The sequence below is a fragment of the Mesorhizobium sp. WSM4847 genome, from assembly GCF_055811335.1.
Genome location: NZ_JBVVPY010000007.1, coordinates 172,492 through 192,653, shown reverse-complemented (window position 1 = coordinate 192,653; position 20,162 = coordinate 172,492). Strand labels below are relative to the sequence as shown.

Below are 20,162 nucleotides of genomic sequence, written 5' to 3'. Positions count from 1 at the left end.
TGTCCGAGCTGCTTGTCGGGCTCCTTTTGATCCGATCCTCACCTGGTTGCGATGGCGTCGGCTGTGAAGAACGTGGCTTCGCCGCTGACCTGCCAGTCGGCCGGATCGATGACACGGTCTTCAGTCTCAATGCGGCCATCCGGATGGAACAGCACGTCGCCATATTCCGGGTCATTGACATGCAGAAGGCCGCTTTTTCCGTGGCCGAGCGCGAGCTGAGAAAACTGCGCCTCGAATTCCTCCAACGACCCATATTGCCGGCGCCGGCCCAGACGGATGATCCACGCGGCTTGATGGCCCGGCACGCGCAACTCGTTTCCAGTCGTCGGCCCGCGGCCGACGAGCTCGAAGGCGCTGTCGGCCTTCAGCATCGCGAGCCCATCGCCGCCGCGCGCCGAAGCTATATGTTCCTTGACCCTCGCTTCGTCGAACGCGCTCTGTGGGAACCAGGCATGGGTAAAGTCGGGTTGCTCGGCAGCGCAGCTGAACATCACAACCGCCAGGTCGCGGTATTGATGCACGCGCGGCAGAGATCCGGAGCCGCCCCAGTAAGACGGACGGCCATAGCCCGAATGAATTGTCTCGCCCGGATGGTTGATCCATATCTGCGCGTCGGGATTGCCGCCGAGGCGCAGGTGCAGCACCGTTTCCTGATAACCCCATTCGTTCCAGCGATAGGCTGCTGCGCTTCCCATGGCGAAATCGCGGGTCTTGTAGTGGTAGAGCATGGCGATCCGGTTCTGGCCCTGCGCGAAGCACCATTCCTGCGCGTCGTCGCCGGCCATGCAGGCGATACCGGTCAGTTCTTGCGGGACGTGGAGCCCATGGTCGCGCAGGCAGAGCGCAAGCTGCGGCAGGGCGTGGAAGCGCATGCCGTAGAAACCTTTGCCCCACAGCATGCGTGCAATGCCGGAAAGTTCCAGCGAACGGGCGGCGCGCAGCGTGTGTTCGTAGGAGCGGCCCTGCGCGCCGGTAAGCATGCCCTGCTGAGCCGAGCGGGCGACGATCTCGAGCAGGCGGTTGATCGCAGCCCCGGCGCGCCGGCGCACATCGGCGTCTGGCCCAAGCGCGTACAGGATCGTCAACCCTTTGAGATCGATCGGGAAATAAGGGGCGGAGTTGAATTCCGCCATCTCCCATGCCTCGAAATGATCAAGCCAGGCGCGCACGCGCGCAAGGCCCACGGTCGACTGCTCCGCGCCGGTGCGCCCCGAGCGGACAAAGCGGGCATCGGGCAGGAGATGGCCGCCGAGATAAGCCGCGGTGTGAAACAGAAGCGCGTGGTTTTCGGAAAAGTACCACTGCACGTCGTTGCCCGGCTCATCCATCCAATAGCGATAATTGAGGATCGCCTCGTCAATGCGGTGACGGAGATCGACCGCGATCCTGTCGCCATAGGCACGACGGCACCAGAGCAGTGGAACCAGGATGAAATCGGCGCAGTCGTGGCAATCCTCGATCGCCGGCAGTGCAGCAGCAATGATGGCGTCGGTTTCGGGGCCGCCACGGCCGGTCGCCAGCCGCGCCAGCGCCCGCACGGTATCGGCCTCTGCGAAGTTGGAGACCTGTTCCAGGGCTTCGCCGATCCTGTCGGCAAGGACGGCGGGAGCGCGGCCCTGACGCGCCGCATGACAGATCTCGACGCCGAAGACCCGCTGGGCAACAAAGCCTGAAGATGAGAGCGATACGGCAAAATGCCGGAAGTCGGCGGGAAGGTCTTCCGTGGCGGCAATCGTGATGCGTCTTGCCCCCGCTTCGATGCGGCGGCGGAAGATCACGGGCGCCTCGATCGACATGAAGTCGCCCTCGATCACAACAGCTACATCCACCGCAACCGGCAGCGCGACATCCGTCACCAGCGCCACTTCGCCGCCGGAATAAAATGGACGCTCGAAATGCATCGCGTCGAGAGCGGCTTCCATGGCCGCCGCGACGTCGCCTTTGACGGTCGTGGGCAAGACCTGTTCGGCAGTTGGGCCCCGGAGATAGTCGAGTTGGAAGAAGTAGCGTGCGTCACGCTCGGCGAGATCGTCGAACCAGATGCTGATCTCGTTGGCGCCGGCGACGAGATCGACCTCGAAATCCTGAGAAGCCTCGAGATTGCGCCCGTAGGGCGCCATCCAGCCGGCCTCTATCCCGTTGACGAACAAAACGGCGCCGCCGCAGGTGCGCAGCCGCAGCCGCGCCTGGCCGTCCGAGCCTGCATCGAGCACGGTACTTGCCCAGGTGGCGACCACGGTCGGGCGGAACCAGAAGCCCGACAGGTCGACACGGGGCGAGCCGAACGGAAGCCAAACACGGTCCGGCTCGAACACGCCCTGCGGCTCGGGCCGTTTCCCGCGTCGTTCGGCGGCAAACTCGGTTCGGCAGGGATATTCGTGCGGGATGAAATTCTTGTGCTTGGTCAGGAAGAAGAAGGGATCCATCTCCCCTTGCATCGGCTGATCCGCAACATCGTAGCGCTGCTCGGACGTCGTGCCGACGAGCCAGTAAACGACGGGGCCGCCGAGCGCGAGCGGCCGGCGCAGCGTAAGATCGTGCGTGATCGATTCCACGGTGTTCATCGCAGCGTCTCAACGGGCACGGGCGACACGTCGTTATAGGCCTGGTTCTCGCCGGTCATACCCCAGACGAAGGCGTAGGGGCCGGTTCCGCTGCCCATATGGATCGACCAGGCCGGCGAGATGACACATTCGCCATTGGCCACGATCAGATGGCGGGTATTGTCCGGCCGTCCCATCAGATGGATTACCCGATCTTCCGCCGCGAGATCGAAATAGAGATAGGCTTCCATGCGCCGCTCATGCAGGTGAGGGGGCATGGTGTTCCAGACGCTGCCCGCAGCGAGATCCGTGATGCCCATCAGCAACAGACAGGAAGGCGCGACTTCCGGATGAATGTACATGCGCAATGTGCGCTTGTTGGCGCGTCGCTCCTCGCCGAGTTCGAGCGGCTTCGCCTCGGATTTCGTGATCAGCCGATGCTTGATGTCTGCGCCGGCCGGAACCGAGTTCATATAGAACCAGGCGGGGTGCGCGGCGCTGTCGCTTTCGAGCGTCACTTGCTTAGCGCCGCGCCCGACATAGAGCACATCGCGGTTGGCGAGCGCGAAGCGCTGCTGGTCGACGCTCACCGTTCCTGCGCCGCCGAGATTGGCGATGCCCATCTCGCGCGCGGTGAACAGATGAGGCGTGCCGACGTCCGCGCCATCGCCGAAACTCAGCGGCTCTCCGGTTGGGCACGCGCCGCCAACGATCATGCGGTCGACATGGGTGTAAGCGAAGGCGATACGGCCGGGCTCGAACAGCCGCTCCACCAGAAACTCGGCGCGCAGCCGCTCCGTTCCGTAGCCATCGATGTCGCCCGGACCGGCGCCGAAGAGAACGCGCATCGTCATGCCGCTGCCTCGTCAGCTTCGGCATGGATCATCCCCTCGGTGAGGCAGAGGATCGCCAGGGCCTGGCCGTAGCCGGTAGGCTGGATCGGGATGTCGCGGTAGAACTGGAGATCATGGCCCATGCGGGTGCCATAGGAAACGTTTCCGAGCACGCCGTTCTCGTCGATGCTGGCCAGCACCGCGTCGAGTGCGCGCCGGCCCGCTGGACCGCACGCCTTGGGCCCGAAGCCCAGGCGCGCAGCTTTCATGAGACCATAGCCGATGCCGGCGGTGGCCGACATCTCCTCATAGGAGGTCGGGTCATCGAGCAAAGTGTGCCATGCTCCCGATGGCGCCTGCAGGCGCAGCAGCGCTTCGATCTGCGCTTCCAGCACGCCGAGCAGATAGGCTTCGACTGGCTTGCCGACACCACCATTTTCGATCAGGTCGAGGATGCCGACCGTGATCCAGGCGTTGCCGCGGGCCCAGAGAGCGCCGGCAAAATTATGTCGGCCGGCAAATGTCCAGCCATGGAACCACAAGCCGGTTTTCGGGTCGGCGAGATAGCGCGCATGGACGAGGAACTGGCGAACAGCCTCGTCGATGCAAGCTTGCCGGCCGGCCGCGCGGCCGTGGAAAGCGAGGAACAGGCCGGCCATGAACAACGTGTCGTCCCACAATTCGTCGTCGTTGATTTTGTCTGAGACATTGTGCTGGAACCCGCCCTCGGGCGTGCGAGGCATGTCGCGAAGCAGCCTTTCGGCCCATTGGCAGAGAGGCGTTTCCCAGCGCTGGTCGCGTGTCTCGCCCCAGAGCAATGCCAGCGCCATCATCGGAGCGGTGGTGTTGATGTTCATCGGCGGCAGGCCCGCCCTTAAATGGCGCTCGTACCAATCTTCGATTGTCTTCAAGAGTTTCGGGTCGCGATTGTGCCGCCAGAGGCAAACGAGGCCGTAGAGGCCTACACCCTGCGGCCATTCCCAGGAATCGAAGCTGATGTAGTCGCCGGCCGTGCCGTCGAGGTTGGGCTCGTCGAAACGGCCGTCATGGCGCAGGCCGGTCATGCCGCGCACGAGCAGGTCGAGCTTTGAGCGCATATCTCTCATGGACGACGCCACCACTCCTCCCAAGTTTGCGCGATGTCGGGCAAATGGGTGCCACAGGAATTTTTATTGCGCAATCTGAAATTTTTTTGCAGCATGAAGGCCTGGTGAGGAAACAGCCTATGGTCGTCAAGGTCGAAAGCGGGAAGCGCGGCACGCCCAGCCGGCGCGTGCGGCTCGAAGACGTCGCCGCGCGCTGTGGCGTATCCGTCAGCACGGCGTCGCGGGCGCTTGCTGGCGGCAAGGGCGTGCGCGGCGACCTTCGGTCGACGATCATCGAAACCGCCAGGAAGTTGAACTACACGATCCCCACGTCGATCGCCGGCCGCAAGGTGATCCTCGCCGCAAGCAACGCTGCGAGGATCGACTATGGCCGCAACCAGTTCACCTTCTATGTGCTCGACGGACTGAACGAGCGCGCAAAAACTCTCGGTGTCGAGCTGGTGTCGCGCTCGATCGCCGACGCCGGTGAGCAGATCGCGCTGCTCAATGAGGCCAGGCAAGACAAGAGCGTCGTCGGTTGCCTGTTTCTGACGCTTGACGACGAGGCGGTGCTGACGCTGACCGGCGGTTTCGGCAAGCCGATCGTGCTCATAAACGGCGACGACCCGGCGATGCACCATTCGAGCCTGACGCCATGCAACCGCTCGGCGGCGCATCTCGCGACGCAGCACCTGCTCGACCTCGGCCACCGGCGCATCCTGTTCCTGATGCGACGCGGGCGGCGCACGATCGAGCGTCGCTTCGAGGGCTGGCAGGATGCACTGCGAGAGTGCGGCCTGGCGGCCGGCGACCTGGCCGTGGAGGTGGCGGATTGGCTGCCGGACCTTGCGGCGGAAGCGATTGCGCGGCGCATCGAGGCGCGTGGCCTCGATTTCACAGCCGTGCTCGCCGCGGGCGACAGTCTCGCTATCGGCGCGATGATGGCGATCCGGAAGTCGGGTTACGAGGTGCCTGCCGACGTGTCGGTCATGGGCATGGATGACCTTCCGCAGGCAGCTTTCCAAAACCCGCCCCTCACGACGATGCATATCCCGATGCGCGAGATCGGCGCGGCGTCGCTCGACCTCCTGCTCGCCGATCTCGGCGGGGACCTGCCGCCGCGCCGTATCGAATTCGCCTGCCATATCGTGCAACGCCAGTCGACCGGCCCGGTTCGCGCCTGAGACGTATGGTTCACACCGCTGTCCGGACCAGGCCATCGCTACATCGGTGTGGCCACGTTCGAACCGTCTTCGAAGCGTCCGTAACCTCCGCCGAAGAAAAGCAGAGGTTCGCCGTCTCGCAAGGTCGCGGCGGTTACGCGGGCAACGACGATCAAATGGTCGCCGCCCTCATGCCCGGAGATCCGCACGCATTCGAACCGCGACAGGCAGTCACCAGCAGCGGCACGCCGGCATCGTTCAGGTCGTGCGGGAGGCCGTCAAAGGCTTGACCGGCGCGAGCGAAGCGCTGGCTCAGCTCGATCTGCTCCGCGCCCAAGACATGAACCGCGAAATGCTCGCAACCAGCGAAGGCGGCAAAGCGCCTCGAATGCCGGCCGATCGACCAGAGCACGATCGGCGGGTCGAGGGACACCGATGCAAAGCTGTTCGCGGTGATGCCGACGGGACCATCAGGCGTCATCGTGGTGACGACGGTGATACCGGTCGCAAACCGGCCGAGCGCGTCGCGGAACTCGCGCTTGCGGTCGGGGCCGGGCACGAAGCTTTTCATCGGTTGCTGCTCGGGGTTGAGGAAGTGGTACATCAGGCGCCCTCCTGGCCAAGGGCTGCGGTGGAAGCTTCAATCTCGTTGACCCGCCTTCGCAGCATCATCATCGCCGCTCCCCGGTTCCGAGCGGAGTCGCCGGGGTGATTTCCGGCACCCGGCCATAGACATGCGGCAGCGAGCAGGTGTTGATGTTCGGCAGCACGCGCTTGCCGAAGGACAGGGCCTCGTCGAGATGCGGATAGCCGGAGAAGATGAAGGCGCGGATGCCCATTTTCCGGTATTCCTCGATCTCGCACATGACTTGATCGGTCGAGCCGACGATCGCGGCGCCGCAACCGGAGCGTGCGCGGCCAACGCCGGTCCACAGATGCCGCTCGACATAGCCTTGTGCGTCGGCGCCGGCGCGGTTCTTTGCCTGGTGCGCGACGCCCAGGGATGTCGCGTCCAGTGCGCGGCCGCGGATAACGCTGCCCTGCTCGTCATCGAGTTTCGAAATCAGTTCCTCGGCATATTCGCGGGCTTCGGCTTCGGTGTCGCGCACAATCACGTGGACGCGCAGGCCATAATCCAATGTGCGGCCATGGGCGGCTGCACGCTCGTGAACATCACGCATGCGGTGCGCCAACACGTCCTTCGCCTCCGGCCACATCAGATACACGTCACACTGTGCGCCGCAGAGTTCGAGCGCGTCGGGCGAATAGCCGCCGAAATAGAGTAGCGGCCCGCCATTCTGTTGGTAGGGCTTTGCGGGGTCGGCGGTTACTTTCCCGAATTGGTAGACCTCGCCCTGATGGTTGATTTCATCGCGCGTCCAGGCCTGACGCAGGATCTCGATGACCTCGCGCGAACGCTGATAGCGGAAGCGGCTGTCGGCGAGTTCGCCGGGAAAGTCGGAAGAGATGACGTTTACAGTCAATCTGCCCTTCAGCATGTGGTCGAGCGTTGCGAGCGTGCGCGCCAGCATGATCGGTTGCATTTCGCCGCAACGCACCGCCGCGAGAAGGTTGATCGCCGAGGTTATCGGAGCGCAGCCCGCCACGAAGGACAGAGTATCCTGGCCGACCTGATAGGACGAGGGGCACAGGATATTGCGAAAGCCCAGTCCTTCGGCTGTCTTGACGATATCGGAGCAGTGCTCCCAACTCGACCGCAGCGCGCCATCCGGTACGCCGAGATAGCGGAAATCATCGGAGCACAAAGCGGAAAACCACGACACTTCAGCAGCATCGAGATCTGCGGACGTCACCGGAACGACCGTCAATGTCGGCACTCCTCGTTGTCAGAGACTGGATTTCCCTGTTGCATATCATTCGTGTTTGTGTAGATCAATAGTGTATCAATTTTGCGTTGGAGACAATGTGACCACGTCCAGAAACGCCTATGCGCTTCCGATGCATCAGCAGGTCAGCGAAATGCTGATTCGCGAGATCGCGGCCGGGCGGATGATTGAGGGCGAAAAGCTTCCGCCGGAGCGCGACATGGCTGCGGGGCTTGGAATAGCGGTCGGTACTTTGCGCAAGGCGCTCGGCGATCTCGAGCGCAAGGGCTTGCTCAGTCGCATCCAGGGTTCCGGGAACTACGTACGTTCGCAACCTGACGTGGCCAGTGTCTATTCCATGTTCCGGCTGGAACTCCTGGAAGGAGGCGGGCTGCCGACGGCGCGCGTTCTGTCAGTCGATCGGCTGGCGAAACCGATGGACCTGCCGGTGTTCGGGTCGAGCAGCGAGGCCCATAGAATAAGGCGGCTGCGGAGCCTCAGCGGCAAGCCGGCGGCGCTGGAGGAGATCTGGCTCGACGGTGCCCGTGTGGAGACGGTTGCTATCGAAGAACTGTCGGATTCGCTCTATCTCTACTACCGCAAGGCGCTCGGCTTCTGGATCTTGCGTGCAGAGGACCGCGTCGGGGTCGGCCAGGTGCCGGGATGGGCGCTGCCAGAATTCGGCCTCGCGCCGGGCGCTGCCGCCGGCTTCATCGAGCGTACCGGCTGGATGCAGGACGGCGCCAGCGCGGAGTTTTCCAGGACCTGGTTTGATCATGGCGTCGCGCGCTATGTCGCGCGGCTGCGATAGGGAACGGATATGGCGAAGCACATTTCCTACGGCATCATCGGCTGCGGCATGATGGGGCAGGAGCATCTTCGCAATATCGCGCTGCTGCCCGATGTCGGCGTCGCGGCGATCTTCGAGCCCGACGCGACAATGCGCGCACGCATGGCAGGCCTCACCCCGCAAGCGTCGATCGCCGGCTCGGTCGCGGAGGTGGCGGCCGATCCGCGCGTCGACTGCCTGCTCGTCGCCAGTCCGAACTATGTGCATTTCGCACAGCTCAAGGAAATCGCCGCTATCCGTGCGCTGCCTATCCTGGTCGAGAAGCCGCTTTTCACCGATCCGGTCGACGCAGTCGCGGTGAAGGCGTTCGCCGCGACCTATACCGCACCAGTCTGGGTCGCGATGGAATACCGCTATATGCCGCCGGTCGCTCGATTCATCGAGCAGGCGCAGGACGCCACCGGTGGCATCCGGATGCTGACAATCCGCGAACATCGCTACCCGTTCCTGGACAAGGTGGCCCACTGGAACCGCTTCAACCGTCGATCGGGAGGCACGTTCGTCGAAAAATGCTGCCATTTCTTCGATCTCATGCGGCTAATCCTGAAATCGGAACCGGTAAGAATCATGGCGTCGGCCGGACAGGAAGTGAACCATCTCGACGAAAATTATGATGGCGAAACACCCGATATCTGGGATTGCGGCTACGTGCTGGTCGATTTCGCCAGCGGCGCGCGCGCCATGCTGGAACTGTGCATGTATGCAGAGGGCAGCCGCTATCAGGAGCAGATCAGCGCCGTCGGTGCGCGAGGTAAAGTCGAATGCCTGGTGCCGGGTCCCGGCCGCTTCTGGCCAGCCCATCTCGGCGCGGCGCCGACGCCGCAGTTGATCGTCAGCCCACGCTTTCCGCAGGGACCGTACACCGTCGAGATCCCGGTCGACCCGCAATTGTTGACGGCCGGCGATCACAACGGCTCGACTTTCTATCAGCATCAGCGGTTCTGCGCCGCCCTGCGAGGCGAGGGCCCGGTCGAGGTGACGCTGGATGATGGCTGGAAAGCTGTCGCCATGGGTATGGCCGCACAATTGTCGGCAAACCAGGGCACGGCCATTTCCAACCCACTCGATGCCTGCGAGAGCGCAAGATCCACGGCGTGAGCCGCCTAGTGGGATCAGTCAACCCTTGCCTCCGATTGCCGCTATGGTTCTGACCAGCCTGTCCGCGACACAGGTCGATGCTCCAGCCGCCATGAGCATCTGCGGCAGGATCAACCATTCCAGCGTCCAGGCTGCACCGGAGCGCTCTTGCTCATGGATCAGCGCATGATGCATTCCCGACAATTGGACCGCGTTGTAGCGGGCAAGCGTCACCAGCATCTCGGCGTCGACGGGATTGCGCTTGTGCGCCATGGCGGACGACGAACCGCCGCCCGCCCTTTGCAGCTCGTCGCCTGCCTGCGCCATCAGCGCAATGTCCTGCCCGAACTTGCCGAGGCCGCCCGTCACAAGCGACAGCCAGTTGGCCAGCTCAGCGATGCGGTCGCGCTGGCTGTGCCATTGCGGCGCGTCGCCAAGGCTTAGCTGCCGGGCCAGCGCGGCACGGATGGCGGCCCCCTTGTCTGCGAACTTCTCGAGTGTCCCGGCGGCGCCGCCGAACTGGACGACGAGAATCGATCCTCGCACCAATTGAAGCCGCTCGTGGTGGCGCACCAGCGGTTCGCACCAGCTTGTGACGCGGTCGGCTACGGAAATCGGAATCGCTGCCTGCATTCGGGTTCGGGCCATCAGCGGGCGATCGCCAAACCGATGGCCGAGATCGGCGAAGGCGACCACCAGAGCCGAAAGCCGTTCTTCCAACAGGTCGATACAGGCGCGAATTCTCAGGATCATGGCCGTGTCGATCACGTCCTGGCTGGTCGCACCGAAATGCACATGCTCCGAATGCGGCTCTCCGACAGCATGCCTGATCTGCCGCACGAGTTCCGGCACCATGACGCCGTCGCGCGCCGTTGCGTCCCTCAGGGCCTGGATTTCCGGCCGGAAGTTGTCGAGGACGCGCCCGATGGCGCTTGCTGCAGCCGCCGGGACGATGCCGAGCGCAGCTTCTGCGTCGGCGAGCGCCTTCTCGAATTGCAGCATCGTCGCAAGTTCGACCTCGACGCCGAGCAGCGTCGCCATCTTCTCATCGCCGAGAAGCCCGGACAGGAGGGGATTGTCGAATGCTGCGATCATATGTCGAAGAAGACCGTCTCGTTGATGCCCTGGAGATGAATGTCGAACTTGTAGATGTCGCCATCGCGCGGCGCGACCAGCGTTGACACGCGCTCTTTCTGCTCAATGCGCATCAGGACGGGATCCTCGGCGTTGGCGGTTTCCTCATCGCCGAAATACATACGGGTGTGAAGGCCAATGTTGATTCCACGCGCGACGATCCAGACCGTCAAATGCGGCGCCATCTTGCGGCCGTCAAAAAACGGCACGCGACCGGGTTTGATGGTTTCGAACAGGCATTCGCCCGTCGTCATGTCGGTGGGCAGCCGGCCCCAGCCGGTAAAGTTCGGGTCGGCGGAGCCGCGCAGATCCGAGGGCGAATTGTAGATGCCGGCGGCGTCCGCCTGCCAGATCTCCACAAGTGCGTCGTTCAGCGGCGAGCCGGCGCCGTCGATCACCCGGATATTGACCCTGATGCGTTCGCCCCTGGTCTTGTCGTTGACCATCGCGGTGCCAAGGTCGCGTTCAAAGACGCCCGAGATACCGGCAAAGTTGGGCGTCAGCCCGATATGGACATAGGGTCCCGCGGTCTGCGAGGCGCTTTCCTTCAGCCGGCCAAGAGCCTGGACCATCAGTTGCCCTCGATGCGGTTTTCGAACAGCGTCGAGCGGCGGCCGCGCAGTACAATGTCGAATTTGTATGCCCGCGCATCCATCGGTATCGTTGCCTCCATGTCGAGTGCGGCGGTGAGGCCTTCAATAGCGCGGCGGTCGTTGATGGTCCGCACGATCGGGCACCTCCAGATCATCGGGTCGCCCTCGAAATACATCTGGGTGATCAGGCGCTGCACGAAGCCGTACCCGAAGATCGAGAAATGGATGTGCGCTGGACGCCAGTCGTTGGGTCCGTTGGGCCAGGGATATGGCCCCGGCTGGATCGTGCGGAAACAATAGGAGCCATCCTCGCCGGTGATGGTGCGGCCGCAGCCGCCGAAGTTCGGATCGAGTGGCGCGAGATAAGTCTCCTTCCTGTGTCGATAGCGTCCGCCGGCGTTGGCCTGCCATACCTCCAGCAACGCACCGGCGACGCCGATGCCGCGCTCGTCGAGCAGGCGGCCATAGACGAGGATGCGTGGCCCGATCGCGCTTTCGCCCCGCCCGGCAAAATTGTGTACGAGGTCATTGTCCAGTTCACCGAGAATACTTTGGCCGAAGACCGGCCCGGTAAGCTCCGACAGCGTGTTGTCGAGGGAAAGAAGCGGCCGCTGCGGCGAGCGCAGCACGGACGTCTTGTAGGCTGGCGTGAAGGCCGGCGGATGCCAGTTGCGGTCGCGCGGAAAGAAGGCGCCGATTTCCGGCGTGCGGTTGGCGGGAAAGCGCGACTTGGTCATGATTAGCCGGCTTGAGCGTCGATTTCGTCGAACGTCTCCCTCGCGATCTTCATCGCATGATTTGCCGCCGGTACCCCGGCATAGATTGCCACATGCAGCAGCGCCTCGCGTATGTCGTCGCGCGTCGCCCCGGTATTGACGCTGGCGCGGATATGCATCGCAACCTCTTCGTCCTGCTTCAGCGCGGCGAGCAGCGCGATGGTGATCATGGAACGCTCGCGCCTCGTGATGTTCGGCCGCGACCAGACGTGGCTCCATGCAGCCTCCGTGATCAGTTCCTGGAAAGGAATGTCGAATTCGGTCTTGGCCGCCTCTGCGCGGTCGACATGGGCGTCACCCAGCACCGAACGGCGCGTCGCCATCCCTTCGACGTATCGGTCGCCGTGTCGTGGCTTGCTCATTTGCGCTCTCTTGGCATGTCGTTCAGGAAGCCACGGATCAGCCCGGCCAGCCTTTCCGGCTGCTCGACGCATGGGATGTGGCCCGCACCGGAGATGACCTCGAATCGTGCGGCGGGGATTGAGCGGGCCAGCGATTCCACCAGTTCAGGCGGCGTCGATCCGTCCCGATCGCCGACAATGCAGAGTGTCGGCACTTTGATCGCGGCGGTCGTCGCGGTGAAATCGGCGTCGCGGATAGCCGCGCAGGCAGCAGCGTAGCCGGCCGGATCCTGGCGCGTCAGCATCGTTTTATAACCCACCAGTTCCTCGCCGCGATTGTTATGGAAATCCGGCGTGAACCATTTTCGCATCACGTCGTCGGCAAAGCTGGCGATGCCCTCCGACAGGGTCGCGTTGATGCGCTCGTTCCACATCTCGGCCGTACCGATTTTCGCTGCCGTATCGCAAAGGATCAATCCCTCGATCAAATCCGGCCGCGTCTTGTAAAGGCATTGCGCAATGACGCCGCCGATCGAAAGCCCGCAGATCACCGCGCGCTTTACGCCAAGATGGTCGAGCAGCCCTGCAAGGTCCGTCGCATGGGTCTCGATTGTTTGCGGCGCGCCACCCAGTTCGCTCAGGCCGTGTCCGCGCTTGTCGAACGCAACGGATGTACAGTCGTCGGCCAGCCTTCGCTCGACCTCGTTCCAAATGCGCATATCCGTGCCGAGCGAGTTGGCGAAGACGACCGTCGGCCTGCCAGTTTTGGGACGATGCCGGTAGTGAATCGTCGCGCCATTGATGCGAGCAAAGTTCATACTTGTCATAGCTTTGGCATTCCTTTGGGCCGCATCAGCCGTTTTTGCGCGGCGATGCGGAATGGTGCGTTCGGCGCACCATAGCCTGCATACGCGCCGCGCCGTTCAACGAACTCGATAATGAATCCCTCTCCGAATGTCGGCGCATAGAGCTGAAAAAATTCGCCGTTGTCGTCGCGGTCATAAAGGATGTTGGCCGAGCGTAACCGATCGGCGACCTCCGGATCCAGACCGAAGCGCGCTTCTACGTCGTCGTAGTAGTTCATCGATATCTGAAGCGGTTCGAAGCCGTTGGCCTGCAGCTTCGCCGCCGTCGCAAAGATGTCATCCGTCGCGAGTGCCAGATGCTGGACGCCGGAACCAAAGGTTTCGGCGATGAAATGGCCGGCCAGGGTGCGGTGACTCTCGGCACCGTTCAGCGTGAGGCGGAAGCGCTTGTCCAGACCTTCGATGACCTGGCTGCGCACGAGGCCGGCCGGATCGACGATGTCGACCATCGGGGTCTTGGTCGTCCTGAAGATCGAGACATAGAACAGCAGCCAGCTCGGCATCTCCTCCTGTGCCATGGTCTGCCCGACATGATCGATACGGGTGAGGCCGACGCCATTGCCGGACCTTGCCGACGTGACCGGCGTGAACTCCATGTCCCAGACCTTCGCCAAGTCGGTCTTGGCATCGAGGAAGTAGATCAGTCCGCCGCCGACGCCGCGGATCGCCGGGATCGACAACTCGCCGGGCCCAACCCGCTGGTGAAAGATCTCCGCGCCCAGTGCCTCGGCGCGCGCCACCGTGGCGGCGGCGTCCTCGACCTTCAGGCCCATCGCGTATGCCGACGTGCCATGGACAACAAAGGAAGAATGGGCAAAGCCCTGCCGCTCGGTATTGATGACGATATTGATCTCGCCCTGGCGGTAGAGCGTGACCTCCTTAGAGACGTGCCGACCGGCCTCGACAAAGCCGAGCATGCGCAACAGCGATCCAAGCTGTCCGGCGTCCTGGCGATCGGCCGCGAACTCGATGAACTCGACCCCTCCGACCCCGATGCGGTCGGGCATTGGCGGGATGGCCATGTCAAGTGCCGGTTCTTCACGCCGCACCTGGTCCATCAACCATACGAGCGAACGCCGTCCGTCGACGGAGATCGCCTTTGCCGACCCGCCACGGAACTGGTCGTTGAAAACCTCGAGCGACAGATAGCCGTCATAACCGGTTGCCGCGACCGCCTGCATGAATTGTCGCACCGGCAGATCGCCTTCGCCTGGCATGTTGCGGAAGTGCCGGCTCCAATAGAGCAAGTCCATGTCGATCAGCGGCGCGTCGGCGAGTTGGACAATGAAGATCTTGTCCGCGGGTATCGAACGGATCGAGCCGAGCTCAATCCTGCGGGCCAGCGTGTGAAAGGAATCGAGAACCAGCCCGACGTTCGGATGGTCGGTCCTGCGCACGATTTCCCAGGCATCGCGATGATCGTTGACGTGACGGCCCCAGGCCAATGCCTCGTAGCCGACGCGCAGACCGCGCCTGGCGGCGCGCTCGCCAAGCTCGCGAAAGTCCATGGCCGCCCGGTCGATCCCGCCAAGCGAGACGGGCGACACCGACGAGCATACCAGCATCAGATCCGTGCCGAGTTCCTGCATGACGTCGAACTTGCGCTCGGCACGATCGAAGGCGCGGTTGCGCTGCGGCTCCGGCAATCCCTCAAAATCCCTGAACGGCTGGAAGAGCGTTATGGTCAGACCTGTGTCACCAGCCATTCGGCCGACGTCGCGCGGCGAGCCGTCAAAGGCGAGGAAATCATTCTCGAAGATTTCGACACCGTCGAAGCCCGCGGCGGAAATTGCCGCGAATTTCTCCGCCAGGTCACCGGCGATCGACACCGTCGCGATCGACGTCTTCAAACGCGCCTCCTCCCTGGTTTGTCGTGAACGAACCAGTTCGTACATAACTAAGGCAACGCTGGCAGCACCGCAAGTTTCGGCCGCTCAGCGTTCTGCGGGAGCTTCGTCCTTCGCGACAAAACGCAACAGCATCTCCACGCTGTTGCGTTTGAGCCGCTCGAGTTGTGCCGGCGCGCCGAAGTCGCGTCCGAAGATCATCGAAAAGGTGGTGCGATTGGAAACGTTGAAGAAGCACAGCGCGCTTACTTGCCAATGGAGTTCGATCGCGTCGAGTCCCGGCCGGAAGACCCCCTCTTCGACACCGCGTGAATAGATGCGAGAGATGTGGTCGATCGCCGTCACGTTCAGTTCACGGATCGCATCCGATTGTTGGAGGTATTGGCCGTGATGGATGTTCTCGATCATCACCATGCGGATGAATTCCTCGTGTCGGTGATGGTGGTCGAACGTGAACTCCACCAGGCGCGTCAGTGCCGCCACGGGGGGCAGACCTTCGATATCAAGTTGAGCCTCGCCCTCGCGCACCTGACGATACGCGTTCTCGAGCGCGCGCAGGTAGAGGCCTTCCTTGTCGCCAAAATAGTAGTAGATCATGCGCTTGCTGAAGCGTGTGCGCGCCGCAATCTCGTCTATGCGCGCGCCCGACAAACCGTTCAGGGCAAACTCCTTGGAGGCGATCTCCAGGATGTTGCGGCGCGTGCCCTCAGGGTCCTGGATACGCGTCGTGCTCGCGTCCGGCTTCGGCTTTCGTTCTTTCTTGATAACGGCCATGCAGTTTGAGTTCCCGCCCCGGCGCAGCCGGCATTTGACTAAACTAACCAGTTAGTACATCATTCGCAAATCGCGACCGGCTCATTTACCGGCGCGTTTGGCGTGAACACAAGGGCGATCCAGGAATTGCCGCATTTGGGCTGGGAGGCGGCCCGTACAGGGAGGAATTTCGGGAGATGGGCGACAGCCTTGTCGACCTGCTTTGCCGTCTTGCCGACGAGCACAAGGGCGCCGCCAGCGGCGACAGCGAAAAGGTCGTGATTGGCCTCGTCGGACGCGGTATTCAGTCCTCGCGCACGCCCGGCATGCACGAGCGTGAAGCCCGGCGCCTTGGCATCGGCTATTCGTACCTTTTGCTCGATTTCGACCGGCTCGGATTTCCGGACGCGGCGATCGGCGACTTGATCGCGGCGGCGGAAATTGCAGGCTTTCACGGCCTCAACGTCACGCATCCGTTTAAACAGGCTGTCATTCCCGTCCTCGATGCGCTGTCGCCGGAAGCGCGCGCGATAGGCGCGGTGAATACGGTCGTCTTTGCTGGCGGACGCAAGGAAGGCCACAACACCGACAGCTGGGGTTTCGCGGAGAGTTTTCGCGAGGCGATGACAGGCGCATCGATGGGCTGTGTCGCAATGTTCGGCGCCGGCGGAGCGGGCGCCGCAGTCGCAAACGCACTGATGGAAATGGGCGTTGGCCGGCTGTTCGTCTTCGACAGCCTACCCAGCCGCGCCTCGGATCTTGCGTTGCGCATGGGCGCCTTGTTTGGCGGTCGCGTCGAGACGTGGCCGGACCCGGCTGCAGCCGTGCGCATGGCAAACGGCATCGTCAACACGACGCCGGTGGGCATGGCGAAATACCCCGGAACACCGTTCGACACGGCTCTTCTGACAGCCGAAAAATGGGTCGCCGACATAATCTACTTTCCGACCGAAACAGAGTTGCTGGTGGCCGCCCGAACGATCGGCTGCAGAACGCTGCCGGGCATCGGCATGGCGATCTATCAGGCCGTCCGCGCGTTCGAACTCTTCACCGGGCGCAAGGCCGACCGCCGCGCCATGGCAGATCACTTCGAGGCCGCCGCATGAAGGCAATGACGTCTATAACCATATGAAGACCATAGGGAGGAAATCGACATGAAAGCTGAAATCAACCGACGCCTGTTCATGGTCGCCGCCGGCGCACTCGCCGCCGCGACCGCCGTTCCCGCCTTCGCGCAGGACAAGCCGAAGCTGCGTTTCTCGGCCGTGTTCTCGGAACAGGACATCCGGGCCGAGATGATGAAAATGTTCGCCGACGCCATCAAGGACGACTTTGCCTTCGAGGGTTATTACGGCGGCAACCTGTTCAAGCAGGGCACCGAACTTGTCGCCATCCAGCGCGGCAACCTCGAGATGGGCAACGTCGCCCCGCAGGACATCTCCAAGCAGATTCCGGCGTGGTCTATCGTCACCGCCGGCTACCTGTTCCGTGACGCCGCGCACGTGAAGGCGTTCTTTGCCAGCGATGCCGGTGCGGAGCTGAAGAGGATGACCGAGGACCAGCTCGGCGTGAGGGTGCTCGGCCCAACCTATTTCGGTCTGCGCCAGGTCGGTCTGAAGCCGGACAAAGAAATCAAGACTCCCGCCGACATGGCAGGCATCAAGCTGCGTATGCCGGGTGGCGACGCCTGGCAGTTCCTCGGCCAGGCGCTCGGTGCGAACCCTACGCCAATGGCCTACGCCGAGGTCTATACCGGCCTGCAGACAGGCGCAATCGACGGGCAGGACAATCCGTTGCCCAACGTCGAGAACATGAAGTTCTACGAGGTCATGTCGCAGATCGTGCTTACCTCGCACCTTGTCGGATTCGACCTTCTCAGCATCTCGAAAAAGGTGTGGGACGAGATGGGGGCCGAGAAGCAGGCAAAGGTCCAGGCCGCGGCGGACAAGGCGATCGACTTCTCGACAGAGAAACACCTGACGCGCGAGAAGGAACTCGTTGAAACATTCAAGGGCAAGGGCCTGAAGATCTACGAACCCGATGTCGCAGCATTCCGCAAGCATGTGCAGGAGCAATATCTTGCCTCCGACCTGGCCAAGGAATGGCCTGCCGGGATGGTCGACAAGATCAACGCGCTTTGACGCGACGAACGCGCCGGCCGGTCCGCTTGCGACCGGCTGGCCGGTTTGGCCAGACGCCCGTCAGGGAGGCATCATGAACCCGGGATTGAGAAAGGTCGGCGGCTGGCTCTACCGGCGCGCCGAGAACGCCATCGCCATCGCAATCGGCGCCATGTTCGCCGCGTTTCTGCTGCAGGTTGCTTTTCGCTACCTTCTCAACTGGCCGACCGGCTGGAGCAACGAGCTCACCGTCGTACTCTGGATCTGGGTTGTGCTGTTCGGCGCAGCGTTCGTCGTTCGTGAAGAAGAGGAAATCCGTTTTGATCTCCTCTACGCCACAGTCGGTCCGGACATCAGGCGGGTAATGACGCTTGCCTTCGCAATCGCTCTCGTCGCGCTCTATGGCTGGTCCTTTCCGGCCGTCTTCAGCTACGTGACCTTCATGAAGGTCGAGAGCACCGCCTACCTCAAGATACGCTTCGACTGGCTGTTCTCGATCTATCTCGTCTTCGTGGTCGCCGTGATCGCCCGTTACCTGTGGCTGGCGTGGCGTGCTCTGCGCGGCGAAGCACCGGCGGAATTTGACCCCACGAAAGCGAGTTCCGGCGTATGAATCTCGCGAGCCCCTTTTCGCTGTCAGTCGTTGCGATCACAGCGCTGGCCCTGCTTGGCCTGCCGATCGGTCACTCGATGATCGCCGGGTCGATCCTCTATCTCTGGCTTGCAGGGCTCGACATGGGCACCTCGGCCGAGCAGCTCCTCAACGGGCTCTACACAAGCTATATACTGCTTGCCGTACCGATGTTCATTCTCGCCGCGGAGTTGATGAACGCCGGGACCATGACCGACCGGCTGCTGCAATTCTGCAACGCCGTTGTCGGCCGTTTCCGCGGCGGCCTGGCGCAAGTCAACGTGCTGCAGTCGATCATCTTCGCCGGCATGTCCGGCTCGGCCATCGCCGACGCCGCGGGCACCGGCAAGATGATGCAGCAACTCATGACCAGGGATGGCAAGTACCCGGCGAGCTATGCCGCTGCGCTGACAGCCGTCACCTCCGTCATCGGCCCGATCATTCCTCCGTCGATTCCGCTGGTCATCTACGCGCTGATCTCGGATGCATCGATCGGCTACCTCTTCATCGCCGGTATCGTGCCGGGCCTTCTTCTCGCCCTGTCGCAGATGATCATCGTCGCCATCGACGCGCGCCGGAAGAACTTTCCGGTCGAGAAGCCGGTGCCGCTCAGGGAATTGCCGGGGATCACCTTGCGCGCATTTCCGGCGCTGATGCTGCCGGTCGTTCTGCTGGTCGGCATAAGGGGCGGCGTGATGACCCCGACCGAGGCCGCGGCGGTCGCCGCCGGCTACGCGCTGCTCATCTCGGTCGCGATCTATCGCAGCGTGACGCCGGGCCAGCTCTACCATGCGCTTCTCAACAGCGCCCGCACCACGGCCTCGATCGGCATGCTCATCGCCGGCGCCCTGGTGTTCAACTACGTTGTCACGGTCGAGAACATTCCGCAGTCCCTGTCGGTGATCCTGAAGTCCTGGGATCTTTCGCCGATGGGTTTCCTGATCCTGGTCAACATCCTGCTGCTGCTCCTGGGCTGCGTGCTGGAGGGCACCACTATCCTGCTGGTAATCGTGCCGGTGCTGATTCCGACGGCGCAGGCGCTCGGTGTCGACATGGTGCATTTCGGCGTAATGGTCGTCGTCAACATCATGCTCGGGCTCGTCACCCCGCCCTATGGGTTGCTGCTGTTCATCATGACCCGCATCGCAGAGGTGCCGCTGCGCGACCTGGTGCACGATGTAATGCCGTTTCTCTACGCCATGATTGCCGCCCTGATGCTGATCACCTTCTTCCCATCGCTGGTGCTGTGGCTGCCGCGCCTGCTGGGCTATCAAGGATAGGACCATGACCAAGCCAATCTTCGTTCTCAACGGCCCCAATCTCAACCGGCTCGGCATGCGCGAGCCGGAGATCTATGGGCGGACGACACTCGCAGAAATCGAGCGGATGTGCCGTGACGCCGCCGGCGACCATCCGATCCGTTTTCACCAGTCGAACATCGAGGGCGAAATCATCAACTGGGTGCATGAGGCGATCGACGAAGGCGCGGGCATTCTGATCAATCCCGCGGGTTTGAGTTTTGTTTCGATCCCGGTGCTCGATGCGCTCAAAATGTTTCCGGGACCGATCGTCGAACTGCATATCTCGAACATCCATCGCCGCGAGGAGATCTATCATCGGTCGCTGGTATCGAAGGTCGCCACCGGCGTGATCGCGGGGCTCGGCGCCGCGGGCTATCCGCTCGCGATCCGCTGGCTCATGGACCAGATAGACGGATAGTTTGT

General features: G+C 62.8%; 19 protein-coding genes and 1 pseudogene. 8 read left to right on the top strand and 12 right to left on the bottom strand.

Features of this window, described 5'->3' with window-relative positions:
* Window positions 1-38: 38 nt before the first annotated feature.
* From AC0L28_RS12740 to bglB, 3 genes are read right to left on the bottom strand one after another with little or no spacing between them, the layout of a single operon-like run.
* Window positions 39-2,564, bottom strand: coding sequence for a hypothetical protein (locus AC0L28_RS12740; protein WP_473477742.1), 2,526 nt, complete (start codon window positions 2,562-2,564; stop codon window positions 39-41).
* On the bottom strand, window positions 2,561-3,397 hold the full coding sequence (gene kduI, locus AC0L28_RS12735) for a 5-dehydro-4-deoxy-D-glucuronate isomerase (RefSeq protein WP_473477739.1): 837 nt from the start codon (window positions 3,395-3,397) through the stop codon (window positions 2,561-2,563). Before kduI ends, AC0L28_RS12740 begins: the two co-directional genes overlap by 4 nt.
* Complete coding sequence (bglB, locus tag AC0L28_RS12730; RefSeq protein WP_031254343.1) at window positions 3,394-4,482, bottom strand: beta-galactosidase BglB; 1,089 nt, start codon at window positions 4,480-4,482, stop codon at window positions 3,394-3,396. The genes kduI and bglB overlap by 4 nt, the downstream gene beginning before the upstream one ends.
* Window positions 4,483-4,601: 119 nt before the next feature.
* Here bglB and AC0L28_RS12725 point away from each other — a divergent pair, with 119 nt between their 5' ends.
* Window positions 4,602-5,645, top strand: coding sequence for a LacI family DNA-binding transcriptional regulator (locus tag AC0L28_RS12725; protein ID WP_023797644.1), 1,044 nt, complete (start codon window positions 4,602-4,604; stop codon window positions 5,643-5,645).
* A gap of 38 nt (window positions 5,646-5,683) precedes the next feature.
* On the opposite strand, the pseudogene AC0L28_RS12720 reads toward AC0L28_RS12725, so the two are convergent.
* Window positions 5,684-6,228: pseudogene (locus AC0L28_RS12720) on the bottom strand (flavin reductase family protein).
* Between the two features lie 67 nt (window positions 6,229-6,295).
* Window positions 6,296-7,453: an LLM class flavin-dependent oxidoreductase gene (locus tag AC0L28_RS12715; RefSeq protein WP_473477736.1), complete on the bottom strand. Its 1,158-nt coding sequence runs from the start codon at window positions 7,451-7,453 to the stop codon at window positions 6,296-6,298.
* Between the two features lie 130 nt (window positions 7,454-7,583).
* Here AC0L28_RS12715 and AC0L28_RS12710 point away from each other — a divergent pair, with 130 nt between their 5' ends.
* Together AC0L28_RS12710 and AC0L28_RS12705 are read left to right on the top strand one after the other, a co-directional pair.
* The gene (locus AC0L28_RS12710) at window positions 7,584-8,261 is read left to right on the top strand and encodes a GntR family transcriptional regulator (protein WP_031254346.1); all 678 of its coding nucleotides are present in this window, start codon (window positions 7,584-7,586) and stop codon (window positions 8,259-8,261) included.
* Between the two features lie 9 nt (window positions 8,262-8,270).
* Window positions 8,271-9,398, top strand: a complete 1,128-nt coding sequence (locus AC0L28_RS12705) for a Gfo/Idh/MocA family protein (RefSeq protein ID WP_473477734.1) — start codon at window positions 8,271-8,273, stop codon at window positions 9,396-9,398.
* 18 nt (window positions 9,399-9,416) lie between these two features.
* Here the strand turns inward: AC0L28_RS12705 and AC0L28_RS12700 are convergent, their stop codons facing one another.
* From AC0L28_RS12700 to AC0L28_RS12670, 7 genes are all read right to left on the bottom strand, one after another.
* Window positions 9,417-10,472, bottom strand: coding sequence for a 3-carboxy-cis,cis-muconate cycloisomerase (locus AC0L28_RS12700; protein WP_473477731.1), 1,056 nt, complete (start codon window positions 10,470-10,472; stop codon window positions 9,417-9,419).
* Entirely contained in the window at window positions 10,469-11,083 is a 615-nt protein-coding gene (pcaG, locus tag AC0L28_RS12695; protein ID WP_287171264.1) for a protocatechuate 3,4-dioxygenase subunit alpha, read from the bottom strand. Before pcaG ends, AC0L28_RS12700 begins: the two co-directional genes overlap by 4 nt.
* Window positions 11,083-11,841, bottom strand: coding sequence for a protocatechuate 3,4-dioxygenase subunit beta (gene pcaH / locus AC0L28_RS12690; RefSeq protein ID WP_287171263.1), 759 nt, complete (start codon window positions 11,839-11,841; stop codon window positions 11,083-11,085). Before pcaH ends, pcaG begins: the two co-directional genes overlap by 1 nt.
* Window positions 11,842-11,843: 2 nt before the next feature.
* Window positions 11,844-12,242, bottom strand: coding sequence for a 4-carboxymuconolactone decarboxylase (pcaC, locus tag AC0L28_RS12685; RefSeq protein ID WP_473477729.1), 399 nt, complete (start codon window positions 12,240-12,242; stop codon window positions 11,844-11,846).
* The gene (gene pcaD / locus AC0L28_RS12680) at window positions 12,239-13,039 is read right to left on the bottom strand and encodes a 3-oxoadipate enol-lactonase (protein WP_473477935.1); all 801 of its coding nucleotides are present in this window, start codon (window positions 13,037-13,039) and stop codon (window positions 12,239-12,241) included. Before pcaD ends, pcaC begins: the two co-directional genes overlap by 4 nt.
* A 5-nt stretch (window positions 13,040-13,044) precedes the next feature.
* Window positions 13,045-14,937 (bottom strand): bifunctional sugar phosphate isomerase/epimerase/4-hydroxyphenylpyruvate dioxygenase family protein, encoded by a 1,893-nt coding sequence (locus AC0L28_RS12675; protein ID WP_473477726.1) that lies wholly within the window; start codon window positions 14,935-14,937, stop codon window positions 13,045-13,047.
* A gap of 84 nt (window positions 14,938-15,021) precedes the next feature.
* Window positions 15,022-15,708, bottom strand: coding sequence for a TetR/AcrR family transcriptional regulator (locus tag AC0L28_RS12670; protein ID WP_128166363.1), 687 nt, complete (start codon window positions 15,706-15,708; stop codon window positions 15,022-15,024).
* 176 nt (window positions 15,709-15,884) lie between these two features.
* On the opposite strand from AC0L28_RS12670, the gene AC0L28_RS12665 reads away from it, so the two are divergent.
* The 5 genes from AC0L28_RS12665 (at window position 15,885) to AC0L28_RS12645 (ending at window position 20,157) form a co-directional block, all read left to right on the top strand.
* Window positions 15,885-16,793, top strand: a complete 909-nt coding sequence (locus AC0L28_RS12665; RefSeq protein ID WP_473477723.1) for a shikimate dehydrogenase — start codon at window positions 15,885-15,887, stop codon at window positions 16,791-16,793.
* A 48-nt stretch (window positions 16,794-16,841) separates the two neighbouring features.
* The gene (dctP, locus tag AC0L28_RS12660) at window positions 16,842-17,828 is read left to right on the top strand and encodes a TRAP transporter substrate-binding protein DctP (RefSeq protein ID WP_287259083.1); all 987 of its coding nucleotides are present in this window, start codon (window positions 16,842-16,844) and stop codon (window positions 17,826-17,828) included.
* 73 nt (window positions 17,829-17,901) lie between these two features.
* Window positions 17,902-18,420: a TRAP transporter small permease gene (locus AC0L28_RS12655; RefSeq protein ID WP_091595709.1), complete on the top strand. Its 519-nt coding sequence runs from the start codon at window positions 17,902-17,904 to the stop codon at window positions 18,418-18,420.
* Window positions 18,417-19,718, top strand: coding sequence for a TRAP transporter large permease (locus tag AC0L28_RS12650; protein WP_128166371.1), 1,302 nt, complete (start codon window positions 18,417-18,419; stop codon window positions 19,716-19,718). Before AC0L28_RS12655 ends, AC0L28_RS12650 begins: the two co-directional genes overlap by 4 nt.
* Before the next feature lie 4 nt (window positions 19,719-19,722).
* Entirely contained in the window at window positions 19,723-20,157 is a 435-nt protein-coding gene (locus AC0L28_RS12645; protein ID WP_473477720.1) for a type II 3-dehydroquinate dehydratase, read from the top strand.
* Window positions 20,158-20,162: the final 5 nt, after the last annotated feature.